The organism is Kribbella sp. NBC_00889 (assembly GCF_045207705.1).
Taxonomy (GTDB): domain Bacteria; phylum Actinomycetota; class Actinomycetes; order Propionibacteriales; family Kribbellaceae; genus Kribbella.
The window spans coordinates 5,300,068-5,317,928 of record NZ_CP108783.1 but is presented as its reverse complement, the minus strand read 5'-3'; the positions used below and the strand labels follow the sequence as shown (position 1 = coordinate 5,317,928).

Annotated in this window: 20 protein-coding genes and 1 pseudogene; 12 read left to right on the top strand and 9 right to left on the bottom strand. The window is 67.0% G+C overall.

The window, feature by feature from the left end; translation table 11 throughout:
• The first annotated feature begins 3 nt into the window (after positions 1-3).
• The 3 genes from OG817_RS25890 to OG817_RS25880 all read left to right on the top strand — a co-directional run bounded on the left by OG817_RS25890 (position 4) and on the right by OG817_RS25880 (position 3,956).
• Positions 4-1,689 carry an ABC transporter substrate-binding protein gene (locus OG817_RS25890; protein WP_406047219.1) on the top strand — a complete coding sequence of 562 codons (1,686 nt, stop codon included), beginning with the start codon at positions 4-6 and terminating at the stop codon, positions 1,687-1,689.
• A gap of 66 nt (positions 1,690-1,755) precedes the next feature.
• The gene (locus tag OG817_RS25885) at positions 1,756-3,189 is read left to right on the top strand and encodes an alpha-L-fucosidase (protein ID WP_406047218.1); all 1,434 of its coding nucleotides are present in this window, start codon (positions 1,756-1,758) and stop codon (positions 3,187-3,189) included.
• A 5-nt stretch (positions 3,190-3,194) separates the two neighbouring features.
• Positions 3,195-3,956 carry a glycoside hydrolase family 43 protein gene (locus OG817_RS25880; protein WP_406047217.1) on the top strand — a complete coding sequence of 254 codons (762 nt, stop codon included), beginning with the start codon at positions 3,195-3,197 and terminating at the stop codon, positions 3,954-3,956.
• Between the two features lie 92 nt (positions 3,957-4,048).
• Here OG817_RS25880 and OG817_RS25875 read toward each other — a convergent pair whose 3' ends face one another.
• From OG817_RS25875 to OG817_RS25840, 8 genes and pseudogenes are all read right to left on the bottom strand, one after another.
• A complete protein-coding gene (locus tag OG817_RS25875) occupies positions 4,049-5,002 on the bottom strand; it encodes an aldo/keto reductase (protein ID WP_406047216.1) in 954 nt (317 codons plus the stop codon).
• Between the two features lie 219 nt (positions 5,003-5,221).
• Positions 5,222-5,407 (bottom strand): annotated as a pseudogene (locus OG817_RS25870) (IS256 family transposase); the annotation flags it as partial.
• 228 nt (positions 5,408-5,635) lie between these two features.
• Positions 5,636-6,184 (bottom strand): flavodoxin domain-containing protein, encoded by a 549-nt coding sequence (locus tag OG817_RS25865; RefSeq protein WP_406047215.1) that lies wholly within the window; start codon positions 6,182-6,184, stop codon positions 5,636-5,638.
• 87 nt (positions 6,185-6,271) lie between these two features.
• Complete coding sequence (locus OG817_RS25860; protein ID WP_406047214.1) at positions 6,272-6,802, bottom strand: DinB family protein; 531 nt, start codon at positions 6,800-6,802, stop codon at positions 6,272-6,274.
• 41 nt (positions 6,803-6,843) lie between these two features.
• Positions 6,844-7,935: a YbhN family protein gene (locus tag OG817_RS25855; RefSeq protein WP_406047213.1), complete on the bottom strand. Its 1,092-nt coding sequence runs from the start codon at positions 7,933-7,935 to the stop codon at positions 6,844-6,846.
• On the bottom strand, positions 7,907-8,449 hold the full coding sequence (locus OG817_RS25850) for a flavodoxin domain-containing protein (RefSeq protein WP_406047212.1): 543 nt from the start codon (positions 8,447-8,449) through the stop codon (positions 7,907-7,909). The genes OG817_RS25855 and OG817_RS25850 overlap by 29 nt, the downstream gene beginning before the upstream one ends.
• Before the next feature lie 16 nt (positions 8,450-8,465).
• Positions 8,466-8,606, bottom strand: a complete 141-nt coding sequence (locus tag OG817_RS25845; RefSeq protein WP_406047211.1) for a hypothetical protein — start codon at positions 8,604-8,606, stop codon at positions 8,466-8,468.
• Positions 8,607-8,690: 84 nt separating this feature from the next.
• Positions 8,691-9,803, bottom strand: coding sequence for an alpha/beta hydrolase (locus tag OG817_RS25840; RefSeq protein WP_406047210.1), 1,113 nt, complete (start codon positions 9,801-9,803; stop codon positions 8,691-8,693).
• A 368-nt stretch (positions 9,804-10,171) separates the two neighbouring features.
• Here OG817_RS25840 and OG817_RS25835 point away from each other — a divergent pair, with 368 nt between their 5' ends.
• Complete coding sequence (locus OG817_RS25835) at positions 10,172-10,702, top strand: pyridoxamine 5'-phosphate oxidase family protein (protein ID WP_406047209.1); 531 nt, start codon at positions 10,172-10,174, stop codon at positions 10,700-10,702.
• 145 nt (positions 10,703-10,847) lie between these two features.
• On the opposite strand, the gene OG817_RS25830 is transcribed toward OG817_RS25835, so the two are convergent.
• Positions 10,848-11,021, bottom strand: a complete 174-nt coding sequence (locus OG817_RS25830; RefSeq protein WP_406047208.1) for a hypothetical protein — start codon at positions 11,019-11,021, stop codon at positions 10,848-10,850.
• Here OG817_RS25830 and OG817_RS25825 point away from each other — a divergent pair.
• The 8 genes from OG817_RS25825 to OG817_RS25790 all read left to right on the top strand — a co-directional run bounded on the left by OG817_RS25825 (position 11,011) and on the right by OG817_RS25790 (position 17,849).
• Complete coding sequence (locus OG817_RS25825) at positions 11,011-11,325, top strand: dsRBD fold-containing protein (protein ID WP_406047207.1); 315 nt, start codon at positions 11,011-11,013, stop codon at positions 11,323-11,325. The genes OG817_RS25830 and OG817_RS25825 overlap by 11 nt on opposite strands.
• 62 nt (positions 11,326-11,387) lie before the next feature.
• Complete coding sequence (locus OG817_RS25820) at positions 11,388-12,197, top strand: phosphatase PAP2 family protein (protein ID WP_406047206.1); 810 nt, start codon at positions 11,388-11,390, stop codon at positions 12,195-12,197.
• A gap of 25 nt (positions 12,198-12,222) precedes the next feature.
• Positions 12,223-12,645: an Hsp20/alpha crystallin family protein gene (locus tag OG817_RS25815; protein ID WP_406047205.1), complete on the top strand. Its 423-nt coding sequence runs from the start codon at positions 12,223-12,225 to the stop codon at positions 12,643-12,645.
• A 136-nt stretch (positions 12,646-12,781) separates the two neighbouring features.
• Positions 12,782-13,795: a zinc-dependent alcohol dehydrogenase gene (locus OG817_RS25810; RefSeq protein ID WP_406047204.1), complete on the top strand. Its 1,014-nt coding sequence runs from the start codon at positions 12,782-12,784 to the stop codon at positions 13,793-13,795.
• A gap of 15 nt (positions 13,796-13,810) precedes the next feature.
• Positions 13,811-14,953, top strand: a complete 1,143-nt coding sequence (locus OG817_RS25805; protein WP_406047203.1) for an NAD(P) transhydrogenase subunit alpha — start codon at positions 13,811-13,813, stop codon at positions 14,951-14,953.
• On the top strand, positions 14,950-15,252 hold the full coding sequence (locus OG817_RS25800) for an NAD(P) transhydrogenase subunit alpha (RefSeq protein ID WP_406047202.1): 303 nt from the start codon (positions 14,950-14,952) through the stop codon (positions 15,250-15,252). Before OG817_RS25805 ends, OG817_RS25800 begins: the two co-directional genes overlap by 4 nt.
• On the top strand, positions 15,249-16,655 hold the full coding sequence (locus OG817_RS25795) for an NAD(P)(+) transhydrogenase (Re/Si-specific) subunit beta (protein WP_406047201.1): 1,407 nt from the start codon (positions 15,249-15,251) through the stop codon (positions 16,653-16,655). Before OG817_RS25800 ends, OG817_RS25795 begins: the two co-directional genes overlap by 4 nt.
• A gap of 291 nt (positions 16,656-16,946) precedes the next feature.
• Positions 16,947-17,849 (top strand): class I fructose-bisphosphate aldolase, encoded by a 903-nt coding sequence (locus tag OG817_RS25790; RefSeq protein ID WP_406047200.1) that lies wholly within the window; start codon positions 16,947-16,949, stop codon positions 17,847-17,849.
• The last annotated feature ends 12 nt before the right edge of the window (positions 17,850-17,861 follow it).

The window sequence follows — 17,861 nt, the reverse complement described above, 5'->3', positions numbered from 1 at the left end:
ACTATGTTTGTTCAGTTCAGAAGGAGGAGGCGTGCCGCGATCGCCGGCATCAGTCTCCTGGCACTCGCGCTTGCGGCCTGTTCCGGTGGCGGCTCGGACGACGAGCAGGCCAAGCCGTTGCCCACGGTCACCGGGAATCCGGCGGTCACCCTCGATGTGTTCGCACCGCAGGCGGCCGATTGGAACCTTGCCACGAACGACTTCACGAAGGTGGTGAAGGAGAAGTTCAACCTGACCATCAAGTGGCAGACCTCGACGTTCGACGGTGGTCCGGCCAAGGAGAAGCGGCAGATTTCCCTGGCCAGCGGTGACTATCCGGACCTGTATCTGCTGATCCCGTGGGTCGACCAGTTCACCCAGGCGGACCTGCTCAAGCTGTCCAACCAGGGCGTCGTCGTGCCGCTGAATCAGTTGATCGACCAGTACGCGCCGAACATCAAGAAGGCGCTGGACTCCACCCCGGAGTGGAAGGCGATGGCGACCGCGCCGGACGGCAAGATCTACGGTATGCCGCAGTGGGTGGACTGCTTCCACTGCACGTACCAGGACAAGTTGTGGATGAACTCGGCGTGGTTGAAGAAGCTCGGACTCGAGCAGCCGAAGACCACCGAGGACATGCGTAAGGTGCTGCAGGCGTTCAAGACCCAGGATCCCAACGGCAACGGCAAGGCCGATGAGATCCCGCTCAGTGCCGATGTGCGGGACGTGCTGATCCCGTACTTCATGAACGCCTTTATCTACGACCCCCAAGGCACGAGCGGCAACAACCAGTCGACGCTGGTCCTCAACGACGGCAAGGTCGACATGCAGGCGAACAAGGATGGCTGGCGTGATGGCCTGAAATACCTGAATTCGCTGTACAAGGAAGGCCTGATCGACAAGGGCGCCTTCACCCAGAACCCGGACGCCCTGCAGCAGCAGGGCAACCACGCCGGGTCGGTGGTCCTCGGTGCCGCGACCGCGCTGCACCCGGGGATCTTCGTCAGCACCCCTTCGCCGGACGGACGGGACATGCAGTACGACGTCGTACCGCCGCTGACCGGACCCGGCGGGGCGAACTTCACCGGTTACAACTTCCCGAGTGCGCCCGGCGCGACCTTCGTGTTGACCAGCAAGGCGACGCAGGAGGAGCAGATCCAGGCGATCAAACTGCTCGACTACATGTTCACCGACCAGGGCCAGATCAACGCGTTCTGGGGCAAGGAGGGCAAGACGTGGATGAAGCCGGAGCCCGGTGACGTCGCGCTCGACAAGTCGCTCAAGCCGGTCTACAAGCAGATTCCGCAGAAGCCAGGGGCAAAGCCGCCGAACTCGGGCTGGCAGGCGCTGGCTCAGTACAACAACAACGCGACCTATCGGAACTCCGAGGCGATCAGCACCGACCTCTACTCGCAGGCAGGCTATGAGCGCCGTCTGTTCGAGGCAACCAAGCTGTACGCCGGCCACGAGGACAAGTCCATGATCTATCCGTACTGGAAGGTGTGGATCGATCCGACCCTGGCCAACGAGATGGCGACGCTGCAGACCAACATCGAGAGCTACGTGCAGCAGAACGCACTCCAGTTCGTCACCGGCTCGAAGAACATCGACAGCGATTGGGACGCCTACGTCAAGGGTCTCGACGGGCTCGGTCTGAAGCGCTACCTGGAGATCCAGCAGGCCGCGTACGACAAGATGCCCAACAAGTAGATCAACCCTGGACCGGCCGGAGTACGCCGGCCGGTCCACCGTCCTATCGCTGACAAGGAGCGACCAGTGCCGTTCGATGCAACCTTCGAGTCCCTGGCCACGTTCGAATGCCCGGACTGGTTCCGGGACGCGAAGCTCGGTATCTGGGCGCACTGGGGCCCGCAGTCGGTGCCTCGCTACGGTGACTGGTACGCACGGCACATGTATCGACAAGGCTCTGAGCAGTACCGGTACCACCTGCGGACGTACGGGCACCCGTCGGAGGTCGGCTACAAGGACGTCGTCCGGCAATGGAAGGCGGAGCGCTTCGATCCGGGTGACCTGATGGACCGGTTCGTGGCGGCCGGTGCCCGGTACTTCGTCGCGCAGGCCGTCCATCACGACAATTTCTTCAACTACGAGTCGTCGGTGAACCCCTGGAACTCGGCGAAGGTCGGCCCGGGCAAGGACATCGTGGGCTTGTGGAAAGCCGCCGCTGAGGAGCGTGGACTGCCGTTCGGGATCACCGAGCATCTCGGTGCCGCGCTGACCTGGTTCGCGGCCAACAAGGGCAGCGACAAGCACGGGCCGCTCGCCGGTGTGCCGTACGACGGGACCGATCCGGCGTACGGGGATCTCTACCTCGACAACGCCAGGTTTCTTCCGGCGGCGGACACCCCGGTGCAGGACCCGTGGTACGCCCAGGATCCTGCCTGGCACACGTACTGGCTCGAGGCGGTCACCGAGATGATCGACCGGTACCAGCCCGATCTGCTCTACTCCGACGGCCCGCTGCCGTTCGGCGAGGCCGAGTACACGTCCGGTTTGACCGCGGTCGCCCACCTGTACAACACCAGTGCGCGGATCCATGGGACGAACCGTGCCGTGTACCAGCAGAAGGACCGCCGGCCTCAGGTGAGCGTGGTCGGTGTGATGGACATCGAGCGCAGTCAGACGCCCGGCATCCACGCGCTGCCATGGCAGACCGACACTTCGGTCGGCGACTGGTTCTACAACGTTCGTGACGTCTACAAGACCGCCGGCCACGTGGTGGAGCTGCTCGTCGACATCGCGTCGAAGAACGGGAACCTCCTGCTCAACGTGCCACAACTGCCGGACGGATCGCTCGACCTCGAATGCACGCAACTGCTCGACGACCTGGGTGCCTGGATGAAGGTCTGCGGTGAGGGCATCTACGGCACGCGACCCTTCACGGTGTTCGGTGAGGGGCCTTCGAGTGTGATCATCGACGGTTTCACCGAAGACCGGGTGAGTTGGACGAATTCCGACTACCGGTTCACCCGCCGGGAGAACACCGTGTACGCCTTCCAGTTGGCCTGGCCGGACGACGGGCGCGCCGTGATTCGCAGCCTGGCCGGCGAATCGGTGACTGGTGTCCGTCTCCTCGGCCACGGCGCCGTACCCTTCGAGCACGCCCACGGCATCCTGGTCGTCCGATTGCCCGAGCAGGCGCCGCTCGAGGTCGCCAACTGCCTCGCTCTCGACCTCCACGCCGCTTGAGTCCAATGACATCCAGCGACAGGCCCGAGTACGTGGGCTATCTGTACGCGCATTTCAAACGCGAATCAGCCGACGGCGAGCAGATCTACTTCGCCGTGAGCGACGGCAACGACCCGCTGCACTTCCGCGAACTCAACGACGGAACGCCGGTGCTGTGCTCCACCTTGGGCGAACGCGGCGTCCGCGACCCGCACCTCGTCCGTTCGCCGGAAGGGCAAGACGGCTACCTCGTCCACTGGTCCTCGACGCTGTACGACAACCCCGAACATGAGGGCGCGAGCTACAACCGGATCATGTGTGCGACCACTCGAGACTTCCGCGAGTTCTCCGAGCCGCGCGTGTGGATCGACCGAGGATGGCAGACGATCGATGCCACTGTGATCGACCACGAGGGCGTCTACTACCGCATCCTGAAGGACGAACGCAGCCGCAGTGGTGACGCGCCGCTCGGTAAGTCGATCTTCTCCGAAACCTCGACTTCGCTGACGGCCGCCGACTGGAAGTCGCTGGCCGAGGGCATCGGCCTGGGCACGATCGTCCAGGGCGAAGGTCCGCTGGTGTACAAGTCGAACACCGAGGAGAAGTGGTACCTCTGGATCGACGAGTTCACGCCACAACGCCGCTACGTCCCCTTCGAGACAACCGACCTCGCCGGCGGCCGGTGGATCCCGTCCCAGGACTATCGATTGCCGACAGACCCCTGTCACGGCGTCGTACTGCCGGTGACCGCAGAAGAGTGCGACCGCCTCCGTACCGCATGGACGTGAGGTTGCCGGCTCACCAGGCCAGGTAGGGGGACGCTGGCCCAGCAGGTCGAGGCGTTCAGGCAACCCCACCCTGCCCCTGCTCGGGGTGAGGTTCAGTAGGCGGCGTCCAGCCGGGCCCGCTCCTCGGCCGTGAGTTCGGTGCCCGCCCCGGCCCATGCTTGTTCGACCTGCTCCGACCGGCTGGCGCCGACGATCGGCATCAGTTGCGGATCACCATCGGCCAACCAGGCCAGCACGATCTGACCTCGGGACATTCCCCGCTCCTTCGCAACCTCGTCCAGCGCCGCGATCCGCCGGGTGTTGCCCGGGTGCTCGTACTCGCTGGACAGCGTCCGGTTGTCGCGGTCGTAGGCGCCGAGCAGCAAGGACGTATAGACCCAACCCGTCAGGTCGTCGTTGCGGCGCAGTAGTTCCAGACCGTCTGCAGACAGCATGCCGAGCGGGATCGGCTGCCCTTCGACCGGGGCGCCCGGCGCCGGCTGCAGATAGGAGTAGCGCTGCTGGTAGGCCGTCGGCATCGCCAGTCCGGCCTGGCCGGCCAGTAGCCGCGCTTCGGCCACGCGCCAGGACGGGTGGTTCGACAGGCCGTAGGCCCCGAGTCGGCCGTCGGCGACCAGTTGGCCGAACGTTCCGATCAGATCAGCGAGCGGCACGTTGAGGTCCTCCACATGCGCCCAGTACAGGTCGACCTGGTCTCTGCCCAGCCGTTGCAGGCTTTCGTCCAACGAGCGACGCACAGTCGGTTCTGCCAGCCCCTCCAGGTGGTCAGGGAAGCCGCCGGGGTGAGTCGGCTGGGCTCCCACCTTGGTGCTGATCTTGACCGGCACGCCCGGGTTGGCGCGTAGCCAGCGGCCGATCACGGCCTCACTCTGGCCGCCGAAGCCGGACTCGTCCTCCCAGAACGAGTAGTTGTTCGAAGTGTCGATCCAGCGGCCGCCCAGTTCGACATAGCGGTCCAGCACGGCGAAGCTGTCCCGATCGTCCAGCCGCGTGCCCAGGTACATCGTGCCGAGGACGACCCGATCTGCGGTGTTTTTGGTGTTCATGACCCCCACCCTGGCTGCTGGAGCGCGCTCCAGGTCAAGTCCGACGGCGACCATCCTGGACGACACCGGACAGAGCGCGCGGCAGATCGCGAACCAGCTCGTGCACGCCCGACCGTCGCTCACCCAAGACGTCTACCTGAGCCGTCGAGCGAAGAACCCGGCAGCGCTCGAAGCCGCGCTGAACACCGTCCGGCATGGCGCCGCGCGATCCTGTTGTGGTCACGGGGTGAGTGCGGGCAGGTCGTCGGCTCCGCGCTCGGGGTTGGCGACGGCTGTCAGGCGGCAGCAGGCAGGAGTCGAGTCCGAGGGAGCGGGTCCCTCGGCCCATTCGTCGGTCTGCTCGGCCAGGACGGCGCCGACGAGGCGGACGGTGGCGTCGTGGTTGGGCAAGATTTCGACGCGATCGCACCCACTTTCAGCAAGCGAGGTACGCGATCACGAATCGCGGCAGGGTGGGCAGGTGCAGGCCGACCGCGTCGCCAGGGCGACGCCCTCGGCGTGGAGTCCGGTCGCGAACCGGTCAGAGGCGGCGTCCAGGTCCGCCGTACGTCGTCCGGTACTCGCCCGGGATCACGGCGGTCTTGCCGGGATGGCTGCGCGCCGATTCGGACAAGATGGTGGCGAGGTCGAAACTCATCGGGGTATCTCCTCGAGGTGCGGTTCCAAGCGGGGCCAGGAGCTGATTTCGACCGAGGAGATGGCCTCGGCAACGTCGTTCGCCCAGGCGCCGACGAGGTCCCAGTCGCGGACATCCCCGCCGAGTTCTGTCACGGCCATGCGGCGAGCGAGGAATCCTTTGGCGGTCTCGAGTTCGAGTCGGCCGGGAAACGTCACCGCCGGGGTCGCGCCGACGCGTTCAGCGAGCCGCAGTACGTTCTTCGGCATCGCTTGAGGCTGATCGGCGTGTGGCCCGACCGGACCGCTGTGGAACAGCCAGACCTGCCGGGTGCGAAGGGCATCGGCGTACTTGCGCAGGAAGTGAACGGCTTCCGAACGCCAGCGCCGGGTGTAGATCGCGCTGCCGAGCACGACGGCGTCGTACTTGGTGATCGATCGGACCTGCCTGACATCGAGGACGTCGACCAGATGCCCGTGCTGCCGGATCTCGGCGCCCATCCCTTCGGCGATCTCCGCCGTCGCTCCCATCTTGCTGGCATACGCCACCAGTACACGTCTGGACATGAATGCCTCCAAGGTCTCTACCTCGAGCATTCGCCGCTCATACCGTGCCGAGTAGGGCAGATGGTCACGCCCGACCAGGGCCACCAGTCACGGCTCCCGAAGGGCGCCGGGCAGCGTGAGCTGGCGACGGTGGAAGTCGTAGTGCTGCGTGGGGAAGTGGTAGACGTCTGCCGAGGTCATGTAGTCCTTGAAGAACGGATCCCACCGCGTGGGGTAGTGCATTCCGCGCGCGAGATCCGCGTCGGACTCGGCGTCGATCCGCTGATGCAGTTTGGCGACGACGTGGTCGAACATGATCACCATCCGGTCAGGACTCACCGTATGCCCAGCCGCGTACGAACCGAGAAAGTTCACCTGGTCGAACGGCCGGGTTGCGGCGTTGAGCAGTCGGGCGAATGCAGAGCCGGCCCTCTGTGGTAGGCGGCCGAATACTCGCACGAGTCGCAGGAGTGCGCGGATGATCGGGTAGCCGAGCAGCATGTGGAACAGCAGTTGACGGTTGTTCCAGCGAGTGCCGTTCGTAGCCTTCAGCAGGTCTGCTCGATCGGCCGCCCCGATCAATCGGTGAAAGTCCGCACGAGCCCGTTCGAGCTCCTCGTGCACCAGTTGCCGCTCCATGCTTCATATCAGCACTGGTCCGGCTTCAAGACCAGATCCTGCTACCGGGTGGCGTTCTCGCGGGTCGTGGCGGCGACTCTGTCGCGCCAGCCTGGAGTGCGCAAGGACAAGTAGCAGAGGCCCGCCACAGGGACGGGGATCCAGAACTGGAAGAGCCGCCAGGAGACGACGGCGAGTACGGCGACCCCGCCGGGGACGCCGAGACCGATGAGGCCCGGGATGAGGACGCCTTCGATGATGCCGAGTCCGCCGGGTGTGATCGGCAGGACTGCGAGCAGGCTGGCGATGCTGTAGGCGAGCAGCAGCGACGCGGGGTTCATCGGGTGTCCGAAGGCGATCAGGAAGAACCAGAGAGCCGCGGCGTCGAGCAGCCAGTTGAGCGTGGCCCAGGTCAGGAAGAATCTGCGGACCTCCCGATCGGACAGCAGGTCACGAAGCTGGGCTGCGATCTCGTGAGCGCGGGGGCGCCAGCGTCGCGGGAGCCGGCGGAGCGCGAAGCCGAGGACGGCGGCGGCGCTCGCGGCCATCCGCGAACGCTTCCGGGTGGCAACGACGCCGCAGCCGGCGAGTACGGCGCCGATGAGCCAGATGATCAGGTACGGCGTGGTGGGCCCGGAGAATACGAGGTTGGGAATCAGTGCAACCCAGAGGATCGCGGCAAGGCTCACCGCACACCCGACGCCCTGTACTGCGATTGCCGCGGCGACGTCGGTCGGCGCCGCGCCACCGGAGACCAGGAGCCGATACCGGAGCGCGGTTGTCGTGGCACCACCGCCCGGCACGATGTGTCCGCAGCCGTAGCCGGTCAAATCGCTGCGCAGCAGCCAACCGAAGCCTGGTGGTCTCCTCCTGAGCACGCTGCGAGTGCTCAGCGAGTAGCTCACCAGGCTGATCGTTTCACATGCGATTCCGGCGCCTACCCACCACGGATCGACGTTTCGCAACAGGCGAAGTGACTGCTCGCTGCCGGCCATTCTCGGCAATACGACATAGTCGACGACAGCGATCAGAACCAGCAGGCCGACCGCGCTGCGGAGCCAGGCGAGCGCGGTCGTCGACGCTCGCCGGCGCGCCGTACGCCGCCGGGCTCCGGACGCAGCCGATCTACTTGCCTGCAGCAACAGGCGGGCCATTGCCGGCAGCTTCGGCTCGCGGCGGCTGCAGGGCGGTGGCGATTTCTCGAGACCAGGTGCGGATCTTGGGCCAGTCCCTGGAGTCGCTGATCAGGTGCTCGAGTTCGGCTCGGTGGGACAGGCGTGCGGTGACCGCGTCGGCCTGGAGTTCACCGGCGAAGGTCTTGACCGGTGCTGCCTGGATGAGACGTGCCAGCCGGACGACGTCGGGTGGGAGGGGCTGGTCCTGGTTCTTGCTCGGACCGATCGGGCCGCTGTGGAAGAGCCAGACCGGGCGGTTGCGGAGCTGCCGCTCGTGGTGGCGGAGGAAGTGAACGACCTCGGGGCGCCAGCGGGACTGGTAGACCGCGCTACCGACGACGACGGCGTCGTACTCGCTGACCGCCAGGACGGCACCGACCTCGCGAACGTCGACCTGGTGGCCGGCGGCGCGGAGCTCGGAGCCGATGACTGCCGCGATGGTCGCGGTCGCGCCCATCTTGGTGCCGTAGGCAATGAGTACCTTCTTGGACATCACACATCTCCTTCCTTCAGCACGCGAAGAGCCTCACGTGCCACTCGTCGCACGAGTCGGGAACTGCGGCGAATCCGACGCCGCCGATGACTGCGAGCAGCGCCAGGTCGCGACGATGCTGACTGAGCCCTTGTGGCTCTGGATTCGAAGTACCCACGTACTCATCGTGGTTCCGTCGGCGGGCCTGCCGCAGAGTCCTCCTGCCTGGATTGCCTAGGCCGCAAGGTCCCATCACCGGGTCTTATGGCGAGACCTTGTTGCCTTCGAGATCGAGTGCGGTTGAGAGGAACGCGGTGACGCGCTGTTCCCATTCGCGCGGATGGGTTCGCAGAGCATCGGTATGTCCCGTGCCGGGGACGATCCACAGGTCGACGTTGCCGGTCGCCGCGGACTGGATGTAGCGGCCTGCGTTTCCTTCGTCGGCACGGTCGTCGGCTGCGATGAGCAGGACCTTTCGTGGCGCGGTTGCATCGACCGTATCGCGCAACGTCCGCGGGGGATCTGCGCCGGTGAGGAGGCCGGTGATGCTGTAGGTCAGCCGGTCCAGACCCTCCTGGAGGGTGCCGCGCCAGCCGTATTCGTCGGACAGCCACGCTCGGTCGGCAGCCACTCGATGGGTCGCACCCTCGGCCACGACAGCACGGATCCTCCGGTCACCGGCCGCCGCGCCGATGGCTTCCTCGCCGCCCATCGACAACCCGGCCGCGGCAATCAGGTCGTCGTCGACGTCCGGTCGGGTCTGTAGGAACGACACGGCCGCGGCGACGTCCTGGTCGCCGTACCAACCGAAGTCCATGGCGCGTCCGTGGCTGCGGCCGTGACCACGCGCGTCGACGAGCAGTACGCCGTACCCGTGTCGGGCCAGCACGACAGCGTGGTCGAGCGGACTCGAGCGAGTCGAGCCCGCCCCATGGAGCAAGACAACGGCCGCGTGGTTTCGCGACGGGATGTACCAGCCGGCGAGCACAACCCCGTCAGCGGTCGGGAACGTGACCTCGGCGAACGTCAGGCCGCGATCTGCCGGAGTGATCGAGCCGACGGTCGTCGGCGGAACGTTCGTGGCCGCAACCGCCTGACCGACCGACAGCGTTGCGGTAGCCAGCATGGCGAGGAGGACGGGGACGACCAGGATGCGGCGCCAGCTCCGGGCGAGGCGCACCAGTGCTACCCCGCCGAGAGCGAGCAGCACCAGTCCGGCTGCCAGGACAGCGATGCCTATGAAGGTGACGGGATGGATCCCGGCTTTGGCCAGGTACGGCGGGCCGAGGCCGATGCCGACTCCGAGCACGAGACATCCGGCACAGAACAACAGGCTCGCTCCGACGATCCGTGGACGGGCACCGGCTCGCTCCATCTTGCGTCACCTCCGCCGTCGACTCTCCGACCAGCCTCTGTCGCGGAGCGCTCGCGGCCCAGGGCCGGAGGTCCTGATACAGCGGGACAACGTTGTGGCTTTGGGGGACGACGACCCGGGTTCACAGGCGGCCTGCGCCAGGCGGGTGCAGGCCTATCGGCCCTGCCGCCGAGGCGGGACCGGAAGGAGTGTGGAGTTGAGTGAAAGAGGTGCCCTCGTGACACGAACACGTCCAAGGAGCCTGCTATGAAGCGACTACGGGCAGCGCTTCTCGGTCTTGGCGTCGTCGTCGGAGCCGCCGTTGGGTTCGGCCTGGGTCCGGAACGGTGGTCCGAGCGGGCTCAGCACCGAAGGTAGGAGGAACCACGATGGCCACGACAGGTAGTCAGGCAGAGCTGAAGGTTGCGATCGGCAACGGAGTACGCCGGAAACCGAGCAGGGAAGAGATCTGGCGACAGGTTGCCAAGGCATCGTTCGCGGTGCTGAGCTACGTGACACCGAACGGCGAGCCTCGGTCGAGTGGTGTCGTCTACACGAGCGGCCGGGGCCGGCTGTACGTCGCGGTCGCGCCGGACAGCTGGAAGGCCTTGCACATCCCGGCGACCGGCCAGGTCGCGGTGACGGTGCCGGTACGGCGTGGCGGTCTGATGGCTCTGCTGGCTCCGATCCCGCCGGCCACGATCAGCTTCCACGCTCGTGCCGTCGTTCACCCGGCCGGCCATCGCCACATCACGTCGCTGTTGCCGGAGCTGGCCAAGCTGGTCCCGGCTGAACGGTTGGCCGACTGCCGGATCGTGGAGATCTTCCCCGAGGGGCACTTCCTCACCTATGGCATCGGTACGTCGTTGTCGAGCATGCGCAGCCCGGCCGCCGCCCGAGCCCGCGTCCCGGTCAGCTGACCTGTCAGTTGCCCTCGCCCTGGGCGGTGGTCACCACGAGGCACTCGACGCCGTGCAAGCGACCGCCGGCGCCGAGCCAGGCGGGTGCCTGGACCGGAGCCCATGTCGCGCAGACATGCAACGGTCAGCACGACGAAGAGGGTGATCACGGCGCTCCGGATTCGTCCGCTGCGTTGTCCCTGCGGCGGCGCTCCTTGTAGAGCTCGACGCTGAGGCGGCGCAGCATGGCCCGCTCGAGTCGGGACGATCCGGTGGTCGGGCGGTTGGCCACGCTGCGCTTCGCGTCGCGTTGCGCGCGGGCTCTGTCGATGTCGCGCATGGCCGGCTCCTTTCTCTCACTTCCAGCACACTTCGGCTCTCGATCACGCGACAGTGCAGAAGTTCCCGCTTCGGCTGGACCGGATGGCCCTGGTCCGGAGTGGAACAGGTTCGGACGATGGCCGGGAAGCGGGCGCGCCGCGCGCCGGAGTCCGGACGATGCCGATGTCGCCGAGATCGGTGACGAGCTCGCCGTCGCGCGGACGCTGTCGAACCTGGCTCACGAGCTGGACGACGACCGGCTCGTCCAAGGTCGGCATCCTGACGCTTGTCCTGGACCTTTGCCGCCGAGAGCGGGGAGCTAAGGCACTGTGCCCACCCGGACGGCTCGGCGAGGGTGGAACGACGAGGAGGGGAGGGAGTACTGATGGCCGCCGGGCGCGAGATATCGATGCTGCGAAGTGCCGGCCGGGCGCAACAGGTCGCGCGCGAGGTGATCGTGATCGCGGCTGCCATCGTGCTGTACTTCGGTGTCCGGGGTGTGATCGCGACCAGGACCGACGTCGCCTACCGGAACGCCGAGCACATCGTTGGCATCGAGCGATCGGCCGGTGTCTTCGTCGAGCCGAAGCTCCAGGCCGCCGTCACCGCGCACGGGTGGATAGCGAACGCGGTCAGCTACATCTACATCTACGGGCACTGGCCAGTGCTGCTGACGACATTGCTGTGGTTGCTGATCCGGCATCGCGACGCGTACCGGACGTTCCGGAACGCGATGCTGATCTCCGGAGGGATCGGCTTGATGATCTTCGCCGTGTTCCCGGTCGCACCGCCGCGCTTCCTGCCGGCGTACGGCTTCGTCGACACGGTCACGGAGCAGACCGAGGCCTACCGGGTGCTGCAGCCGCCGGCCTTCGTGAACCAGTACGCCGCAGTGCCGAGTCTGCACCTGGGCTGGAACCTGCTCATGGGGATCGCGGTCGCCGGTCTCGCCCGTCACTCGATCATGCGTGCGTTCGGCTGGCTGATGCCCGTCCTGATGCTCGCCGCGATCGTCCTGACCGCCAACCACTACCTGTTCGACGGTCTGGTCGGCGGCATGATCGCCCTGCTCAGCCTGCTCGCCGTCAACCGGCTCGGCTCGGCTGGTCGGCGACGGCGTCAGGGTCGAAGGTCTACCGGGTCCGGTGCGTTGGGCCCTGCTGAGTCGTTGCGGCGCGAGGTGTTGTGGAAGTGAAGGAAGACAACGGAAAGGAGCCACTATGACGACGCTTCAACACAGGGACAACCGGCGTCAGCTCGCGGACCTGTTCGACTGGGCCGAGGGCTTGCCGAGTTTGTTCCCCATGCCGGCGATGATGCGCGGCGTCCGGATCGAGGAGTTCACCGACGACGAGAAGTACGTCGTCCGGGCAGAGCTGCCTGGCCTGCATCCGGCGAAGGACATCAAGGTCGAGATCGCGAACGGCGTACTGACCGTCACCGCGACTCGTCAACAGGAGGAGCACGACGGTGCCCGCTCGGAGTTCCACTACGGCACGCTGCTGCGCAAGGTGCTACTGCCGGAGGGAGCCGATGAGAAGGCCGTCGTCGCCAAGTACACGGCCGGAATTCTCGAGGTGACAGTCCCGATCTCGGCGAAGCCGGCCGAGGCGCGCACGATCACGATCGAGCACACCGACTGACTCCGACCCGACCCGACCCGGCCCGGCCTGGTGCACCAGACCGGGCCACCACCTGAAGGGATGTGAGGGTGATGAGGCGGTTGGTGATTCTCGGTGCACACTCCCGCTCGACAGGGGCGCAACCGAAAGGACACTCATGAAAGCCGCAGTCGTCACCGACTTCCGCGAACCACTCGAGATCCAGGAGGTGCCGATTCCCCGGCCTGGCCCGGCTGATGTCCTGGTCCGGATGGAGACCAGTGGACTGTGCCACACCGATATCCACGCGGCCCATGGCGACTGGCCGGTCACGCCGGTCACGCCGTTCATTCCCGGCCACGAAGGCATCGGCATCGTGGTGGAGCTGGGCGCCGGGGTCACCGATCGAACAGTCGGCGACCGGGTCGCGATTGCCTGGCTCGGCTACGCGTGCGGTGGCTGCCGGTACTGCATCGGCGGCTGGGAGACCCTGTGCCTGGAGCAACGAAACTCTGGATACTCGGTCAACGGCAGCTTCGCCGAGTACGCCGTACTTCCGGCGGCGTTCGCGACGCCGGTACCCGACGAGGTGTCCTCGCGGGACGCCGCGCCGCTGACGTGCGCCGGAGTCACGACGTACAAGGCGATCAAGGTGGCCGGTGTCGCTCCGGCCGAGACGGTCGCGATCTTCGGCGTCGGCGGGCTCGGACACCTGGCATTGCAGTACGCGCGGATCGCCGGCGGCATCACCATCGGCGTCGACATCGAGGACTCGAAGTTGGAGATGGCCACTGATCTCGGTGCGGACCACGTGGTGAACGCGGCGAAGACCGACCCGGTCGAGGCGATCCAGGCGCTCGGTGGCGCCGACGTCGCGGTCGCGCTCGCGGCGAGTCCGCAGTCGTTCGACCAGGCCTTCCGGTCACTACGCCGCGGCGGTCGACTGGTCTGCGTGGCTCTGCCCGGTAACAACGGCGCGCTCAGCCTGCCGATCTTCGACACCGTGCTGAACGCCAAGACCGTGATCGGCTCGATCGTCGGCACGCGCAACGATCTCGCCGACGTGTTCGCCCTGCACGCGGCCGGCCGGACCCGGGTCATCGCCGTCGACCGCAAGCTCGACGACGTGAACCAGTCCATCGCCGACGTGCTGGCCGGAGACGTCCCGGCGCGGGTCGTTTTCCAGTTCTGACAGAGGAGCTCACAGATGAGTCTGCTGATCGGCTGTCTGGCCGAAACCTCAGAACGCGAGAACCGGGTGGCGCTCACTCCGGACGCGGTCGCAAGATTGCGCCATGCCGGCCTCGACGTGATCGTCGAGGCGGGCGCGGGCAGCGCTGCCTGGCTCCCGGACGAGGTGTACACGACCGCCGGCGCCCGGGTTGTGCCCAAAGAGGAGGTCTACGCACAAGCGGATGTCTTGGTCGTGATCCGTGCCCCGCGGCCGTCGAACCGCGGACTGCTCAGACCGGGACAAGTTCTGATCGGTCTGCTCCAACCAGTGCTGGCGCCCGATCTGGTCGTCGAGCTTGCGGCTGCGAAGGTCACGGCACTGAGTCTGGACCGCTTGCCGCGGACGCTCGGCAGGGCCCAGCCGATGGACGTGCTGACCTCCCAGGCCAACGTTGCGGGCTACAAGGCCGCGCTGCTGGCCGCAGACACCTTCGGTGGGTTCTTCCCGATGCTGATGACCGCCGCCGGAACGGTTCGGCCGGCGAAGGTGCTTGTCCTCGGCGGCGGTGTGGCAGGACTCCAGGCCATCGGTACGGCGCGCCGCCTGGGCGCGCTGGTCAGCGGGTACGACGTGCGGGAGGCGGCACGGGCCGACATCGCGTCAACCGGTGCCGCGGTGCTGGATGTCGGCGACACCGTCTCGGCGAGTGGTGAGGGTGGCTACGCTCGCGTGCTGTCGGCCGAGGAACAGGCTGGTCAGCGGCGCGCGATGACCGGCGCGATCGGCGACTTCGACGTCGTCATCACGACGGCGCAGGTACCCGGCCACCGGCCGCCGGAGCTGGTGCCGGCCGAAGCGCTTGCAGCGATGGCGCCTGGCTCGGTGGCGGTCGATCTGGCCGCCGGTCCGCTGGGTGGCAATGTCGCGGGTTCGAGTCCCGATCGACAGCACATCACGGACAACGGCGTCACTGTGCTCGGAGCCGCCGACCTGCCCTCGCAGGTGCCGCGGGCGGCCTCTACCGCCTGGGCTCGCAACGTCGTCGCGCTGCTCGACCACCTGGTGCACGACGGCCGCGTCGTACTGGATCCGGACGACGAGATCACCGCGGGCTTGCTCATCTGCCACGACGGGAACGTCATCGAACCGCCCGAACCGAAGGAGGCACAGTCATGACACCCCTGCTGCTGGCCGACATCACGGTCTTCGTGCTCAGCGTGCTGGTCGGCGTCGAGGTCATCACGAGGGTGCCGGCGACGCTGCACACACCGCTGATGTCGGGATCGAACGCGATCCACGGCGTCGTGGTCGTCGGCGTGATGATCGTTGCCGCGAGCCTCGACACCACCGTGGGCTACGTGCTGCTGTTCGTGGCGGCCGGGTTCGCCGCGGCGAACGTGGTCGGCGGGTACGTCGTCACCGATCGCATGCTCGAGATGTTCCGGGCCAAGCCGAAGACAGGAGCCGGACGATGACTCTCTTCGACACCACGACCCATATGCTCTACTTGGGTACGGCGATCTGTTTCGTGCTCGGCCTGCACCTGATGAACTCGCCCGCCACCGCGCGACGCGGCAACCAGCTGTCTGCGCTGGGAATGGCGGTCGCGGTCGGCCTGACAGTCGTCGTACTGGTCCATGGCGGGACGATCACGGCCATCGCGGCCGCCGCCCTCGCCGCAGGTGTCGCGGTCGGAGCCGGTGTGGGACTGGTGGCCGCTCGGCGCGTGAAGATGACCGCGATGCCGCAGCTCGTCAGCCTGTTCAACGCGGTCGGCGGCGGTGCCGCGGCCTTGATCGCCTTCGCGGATGCGCTACCCGGGACGGCGGCGGATCGACCGATCAGTACGACCCTCACGACTTTCCTGGACGTGCTCATCGGCGGCGTGACGTTCTCCGGGTCCCTGATCGCGGCGGGCAAGCTGGCCGGGTTCGTGCCCGGACGGCCGCTCACGTTCCGCGGCGCCCGGGCCGTCAACCTGGTGCTCGGCCTGATCGCGATCACGGCCGGCTGCCTGTACACCGCGCTCGGTGGGTTGGCCACACTCGGGGTGCTGACGGTCGCCGCGTTGGCGCTGGGCGTACTGATGACGCTACCGATCGGCGGAGCCGACATGCCGGTGGTCATCTCGCTGCTCAACGCGTGTACCGGCACGGCGGTGGCGATGGCCGGGTTCGTGATCGGCAGTACGCCGCTGATCATCGGCGGTGCACTGGTCGGCGCGGCGGGTGGCATCCTCACCAAGCTGATGGCCGTCGCGATGAACCGGTCGCTGCTGAGCATCGTCGCCGGCGGATTCGGCACCGGTGACGAGCAGTCACGGCCCGCGATCGCGGCAACCGGCGCGGCTCGGACGGTCACCGCCGACGATGCGGCGCTGCAGCTGGCGTATGCCGGCAGGGTGGTCATCGTGCCGGGATACGGTCTGGCCGCGGCGCAGGCACAGCACGAAGTGGTCGAGCTGGCCCAGGCGCTGACCGAGCACGGCGTCGATGTGAGCTACGGCATCCACCCTGTCGCCGGGCGGATGCCTGGCCACATGAACGTCCTGCTGGCCGAGGCGAACGCGCCGTACCCGGAGCTGAAGGATTTGGAGGAAATCAATCCGCAGTTCCCGGCGACCGACGTCGTCCTCGTCGTCGGCGCGAACGACGTGACCAACCCGGCCGCGCGCCGGGCCGGCAACTCTGTGTCCGGGATGCCGATCCTGGACGTCGACAAGGCCCACAGTGTGATCGTCGTCAAGCGCTCGCTCGGCCACGGCTATGCGGGCATCGACAACGAGCTGTACACGAACCCGAGGACCGCGATGCTCTTCGGCGACGCGAAGGTCGTGCTCACCGCGTTGATCAACGAGCTGCAGGCCTACGTCCACTGACATGATCGCGACGGACGGGTCAGGTGGTCGCCGAGATCGGGACCTTGGGCCCTGATCACCGCGGCAGGGTTTGGGCGAGCCTAGAAGTGCGGGGAACGACCGGCTCGCCGGGAGCGGACCGACGGAAGGTGGCCGGAGGCCACGAGATTCACCGTCATCACGACGGGATCCGGCCCGGCGGGCCGGTAGGTCCCGCCGGGATCGGGTCCGACGGCTCTGCCGTGGCGGTGCGGGCCGCGCGAGATTGGAAGTGGGCCGGGGCGAGAGGCTCCGGGGAGGTACGACCGGGAGATGACCATCATGCAGACGCGACCGCCGTTGGGTGAGCTCGGTCTGAATGCCGGCAAGAAGACACGGCTCCGCCGGATCCTGTTCGATCACGGGTTGCGGAACGGAACGGCGATGTTCCTGCCGTACGACCAGGGGCTGGAGCACGGGCCGCGGGATTTCTTCGCGAACCCGCAGGCATCGGATCCGGCGTATGTCGTCAAGCTGGCGATCGCCGGGGAGTTCAACGGGATCGCGATCCAGATCGGGCTGGCGGAGAAGTTCTACTGGGACTACGCGGGTGAGATCCCGCTCATCCTCAAGCTGAACGGCAAGACCGACATCCCGTCCGACGCCGCGGCACTGTCACCGGTGCACGCGAGTGTCGAGGACGCGGTGCGGCTCGGTGCGGACGCGGTCGGCTACACCTTGTACGTCGGATCTCCCGCGCAGGAAGCGGACCTCGCGCAGTACCGGCAGATCCGCGCCGACGCGGAACGGTTCGGCATGCCGTTGATCGTGTGGGCCTACCCGCGCGGCGCGGCGATCGAGGCCAAGGGCGGCACGGACTCGTTCTACGCAGTCGACTACGCGGCCCGGGTGGCGAGTGAGCTCGGTGCCGACGTGGTGAAGGTGAACTTCCCGCACCCCGACAAACGGGACAACGTGAAACCGCCGTACGAGGAGATCTTCACCCCACAGCAGGCGATCGACGCGGTGGTGCGGTCCGCGAATCGCACGCTCGTGCTCGTGTCCGGCGGCTCGAAGGCGGGCGACGACGCGATGTACCGCAAGGCCGAGGAAGCGATGGACGCCGGCGGCCTAGGGCTGATCTTCGGCCGGAACGTCTGGCAGCGCAGCTATGACGAATCGCTGGCGTTCGTCGACGGGCTGAAGGAAATCCTTGCCCAGCACCCGAGTCACTGAAGGGAACCGGAT

What these genes read in the sequence shown, in the direction of transcription:
- OG817_RS25890 (WP_406047219.1), top strand. Translation starts at nt 4, where the DNA reads ATGTTTGTTCAGTTCAGAAGGAGGAGGCGTGCCGCGATCGCCGGCATC.
- OG817_RS25880 (WP_406047217.1), top strand. Translation starts at nt 3,195, where the DNA reads ATGACATCCAGCGACAGGCCCGAGTACGTGGGCTATCTGTACGCGCAT.
- OG817_RS25875 (WP_406047216.1), bottom strand. Translation starts at nt 5,002, where the DNA reads ATGAACACCAAAAACACCGCAGATCGGGTCGTCCTCGGCACGATGTAC.
- OG817_RS25865 (WP_406047215.1), bottom strand. Translation starts at nt 6,184, where the DNA reads ATGTCCAGACGTGTACTGGTGGCGTATGCCAGCAAGATGGGAGCGACG.
- OG817_RS25860 (WP_406047214.1), bottom strand. Translation starts at nt 6,802, where the DNA reads ATGGAGCGGCAACTGGTGCACGAGGAGCTCGAACGGGCTCGTGCGGAC.
- OG817_RS25855 (WP_406047213.1), bottom strand. Translation starts at nt 7,935, where the DNA reads ATGGCCCGCCTGTTGCTGCAGGCAAGTAGATCGGCTGCGTCCGGAGCC.
- OG817_RS25850 (WP_406047212.1), bottom strand. Translation starts at nt 8,449, where the DNA reads ATGTCCAAGAAGGTACTCATTGCCTACGGCACCAAGATGGGCGCGACC.
- OG817_RS25840 (WP_406047210.1), bottom strand. Translation starts at nt 9,803, where the DNA reads ATGGAGCGAGCCGGTGCCCGTCCACGGATCGTCGGAGCGAGCCTGTTG.
- OG817_RS25835 (WP_406047209.1), top strand. Translation starts at nt 10,172, where the DNA reads ATGGCCACGACAGGTAGTCAGGCAGAGCTGAAGGTTGCGATCGGCAAC.
- OG817_RS25825 (WP_406047207.1), top strand. Translation starts at nt 11,011, where the DNA reads ATGTCGCGCATGGCCGGCTCCTTTCTCTCACTTCCAGCACACTTCGGC.
- OG817_RS25830 (WP_406047208.1), bottom strand. Translation starts at nt 11,021, where the DNA reads ATGCGCGACATCGACAGAGCCCGCGCGCAACGCGACGCGAAGCGCAGC.
- OG817_RS25820 (WP_406047206.1), top strand. Translation starts at nt 11,388, where the DNA reads ATGGCCGCCGGGCGCGAGATATCGATGCTGCGAAGTGCCGGCCGGGCG.
- OG817_RS25815 (WP_406047205.1), top strand. Translation starts at nt 12,223, where the DNA reads ATGACGACGCTTCAACACAGGGACAACCGGCGTCAGCTCGCGGACCTG.
- OG817_RS25810 (WP_406047204.1), top strand. Translation starts at nt 12,782, where the DNA reads ATGAAAGCCGCAGTCGTCACCGACTTCCGCGAACCACTCGAGATCCAG.
- OG817_RS25805 (WP_406047203.1), top strand. Translation starts at nt 13,811, where the DNA reads ATGAGTCTGCTGATCGGCTGTCTGGCCGAAACCTCAGAACGCGAGAAC.
- OG817_RS25800 (WP_406047202.1), top strand. Translation starts at nt 14,950, where the DNA reads ATGACACCCCTGCTGCTGGCCGACATCACGGTCTTCGTGCTCAGCGTG.
- OG817_RS25795 (WP_406047201.1), top strand. Translation starts at nt 15,249, where the DNA reads ATGACTCTCTTCGACACCACGACCCATATGCTCTACTTGGGTACGGCG.
- OG817_RS25790 (WP_406047200.1), top strand. Translation starts at nt 16,947, where the DNA reads ATGACCATCATGCAGACGCGACCGCCGTTGGGTGAGCTCGGTCTGAAT.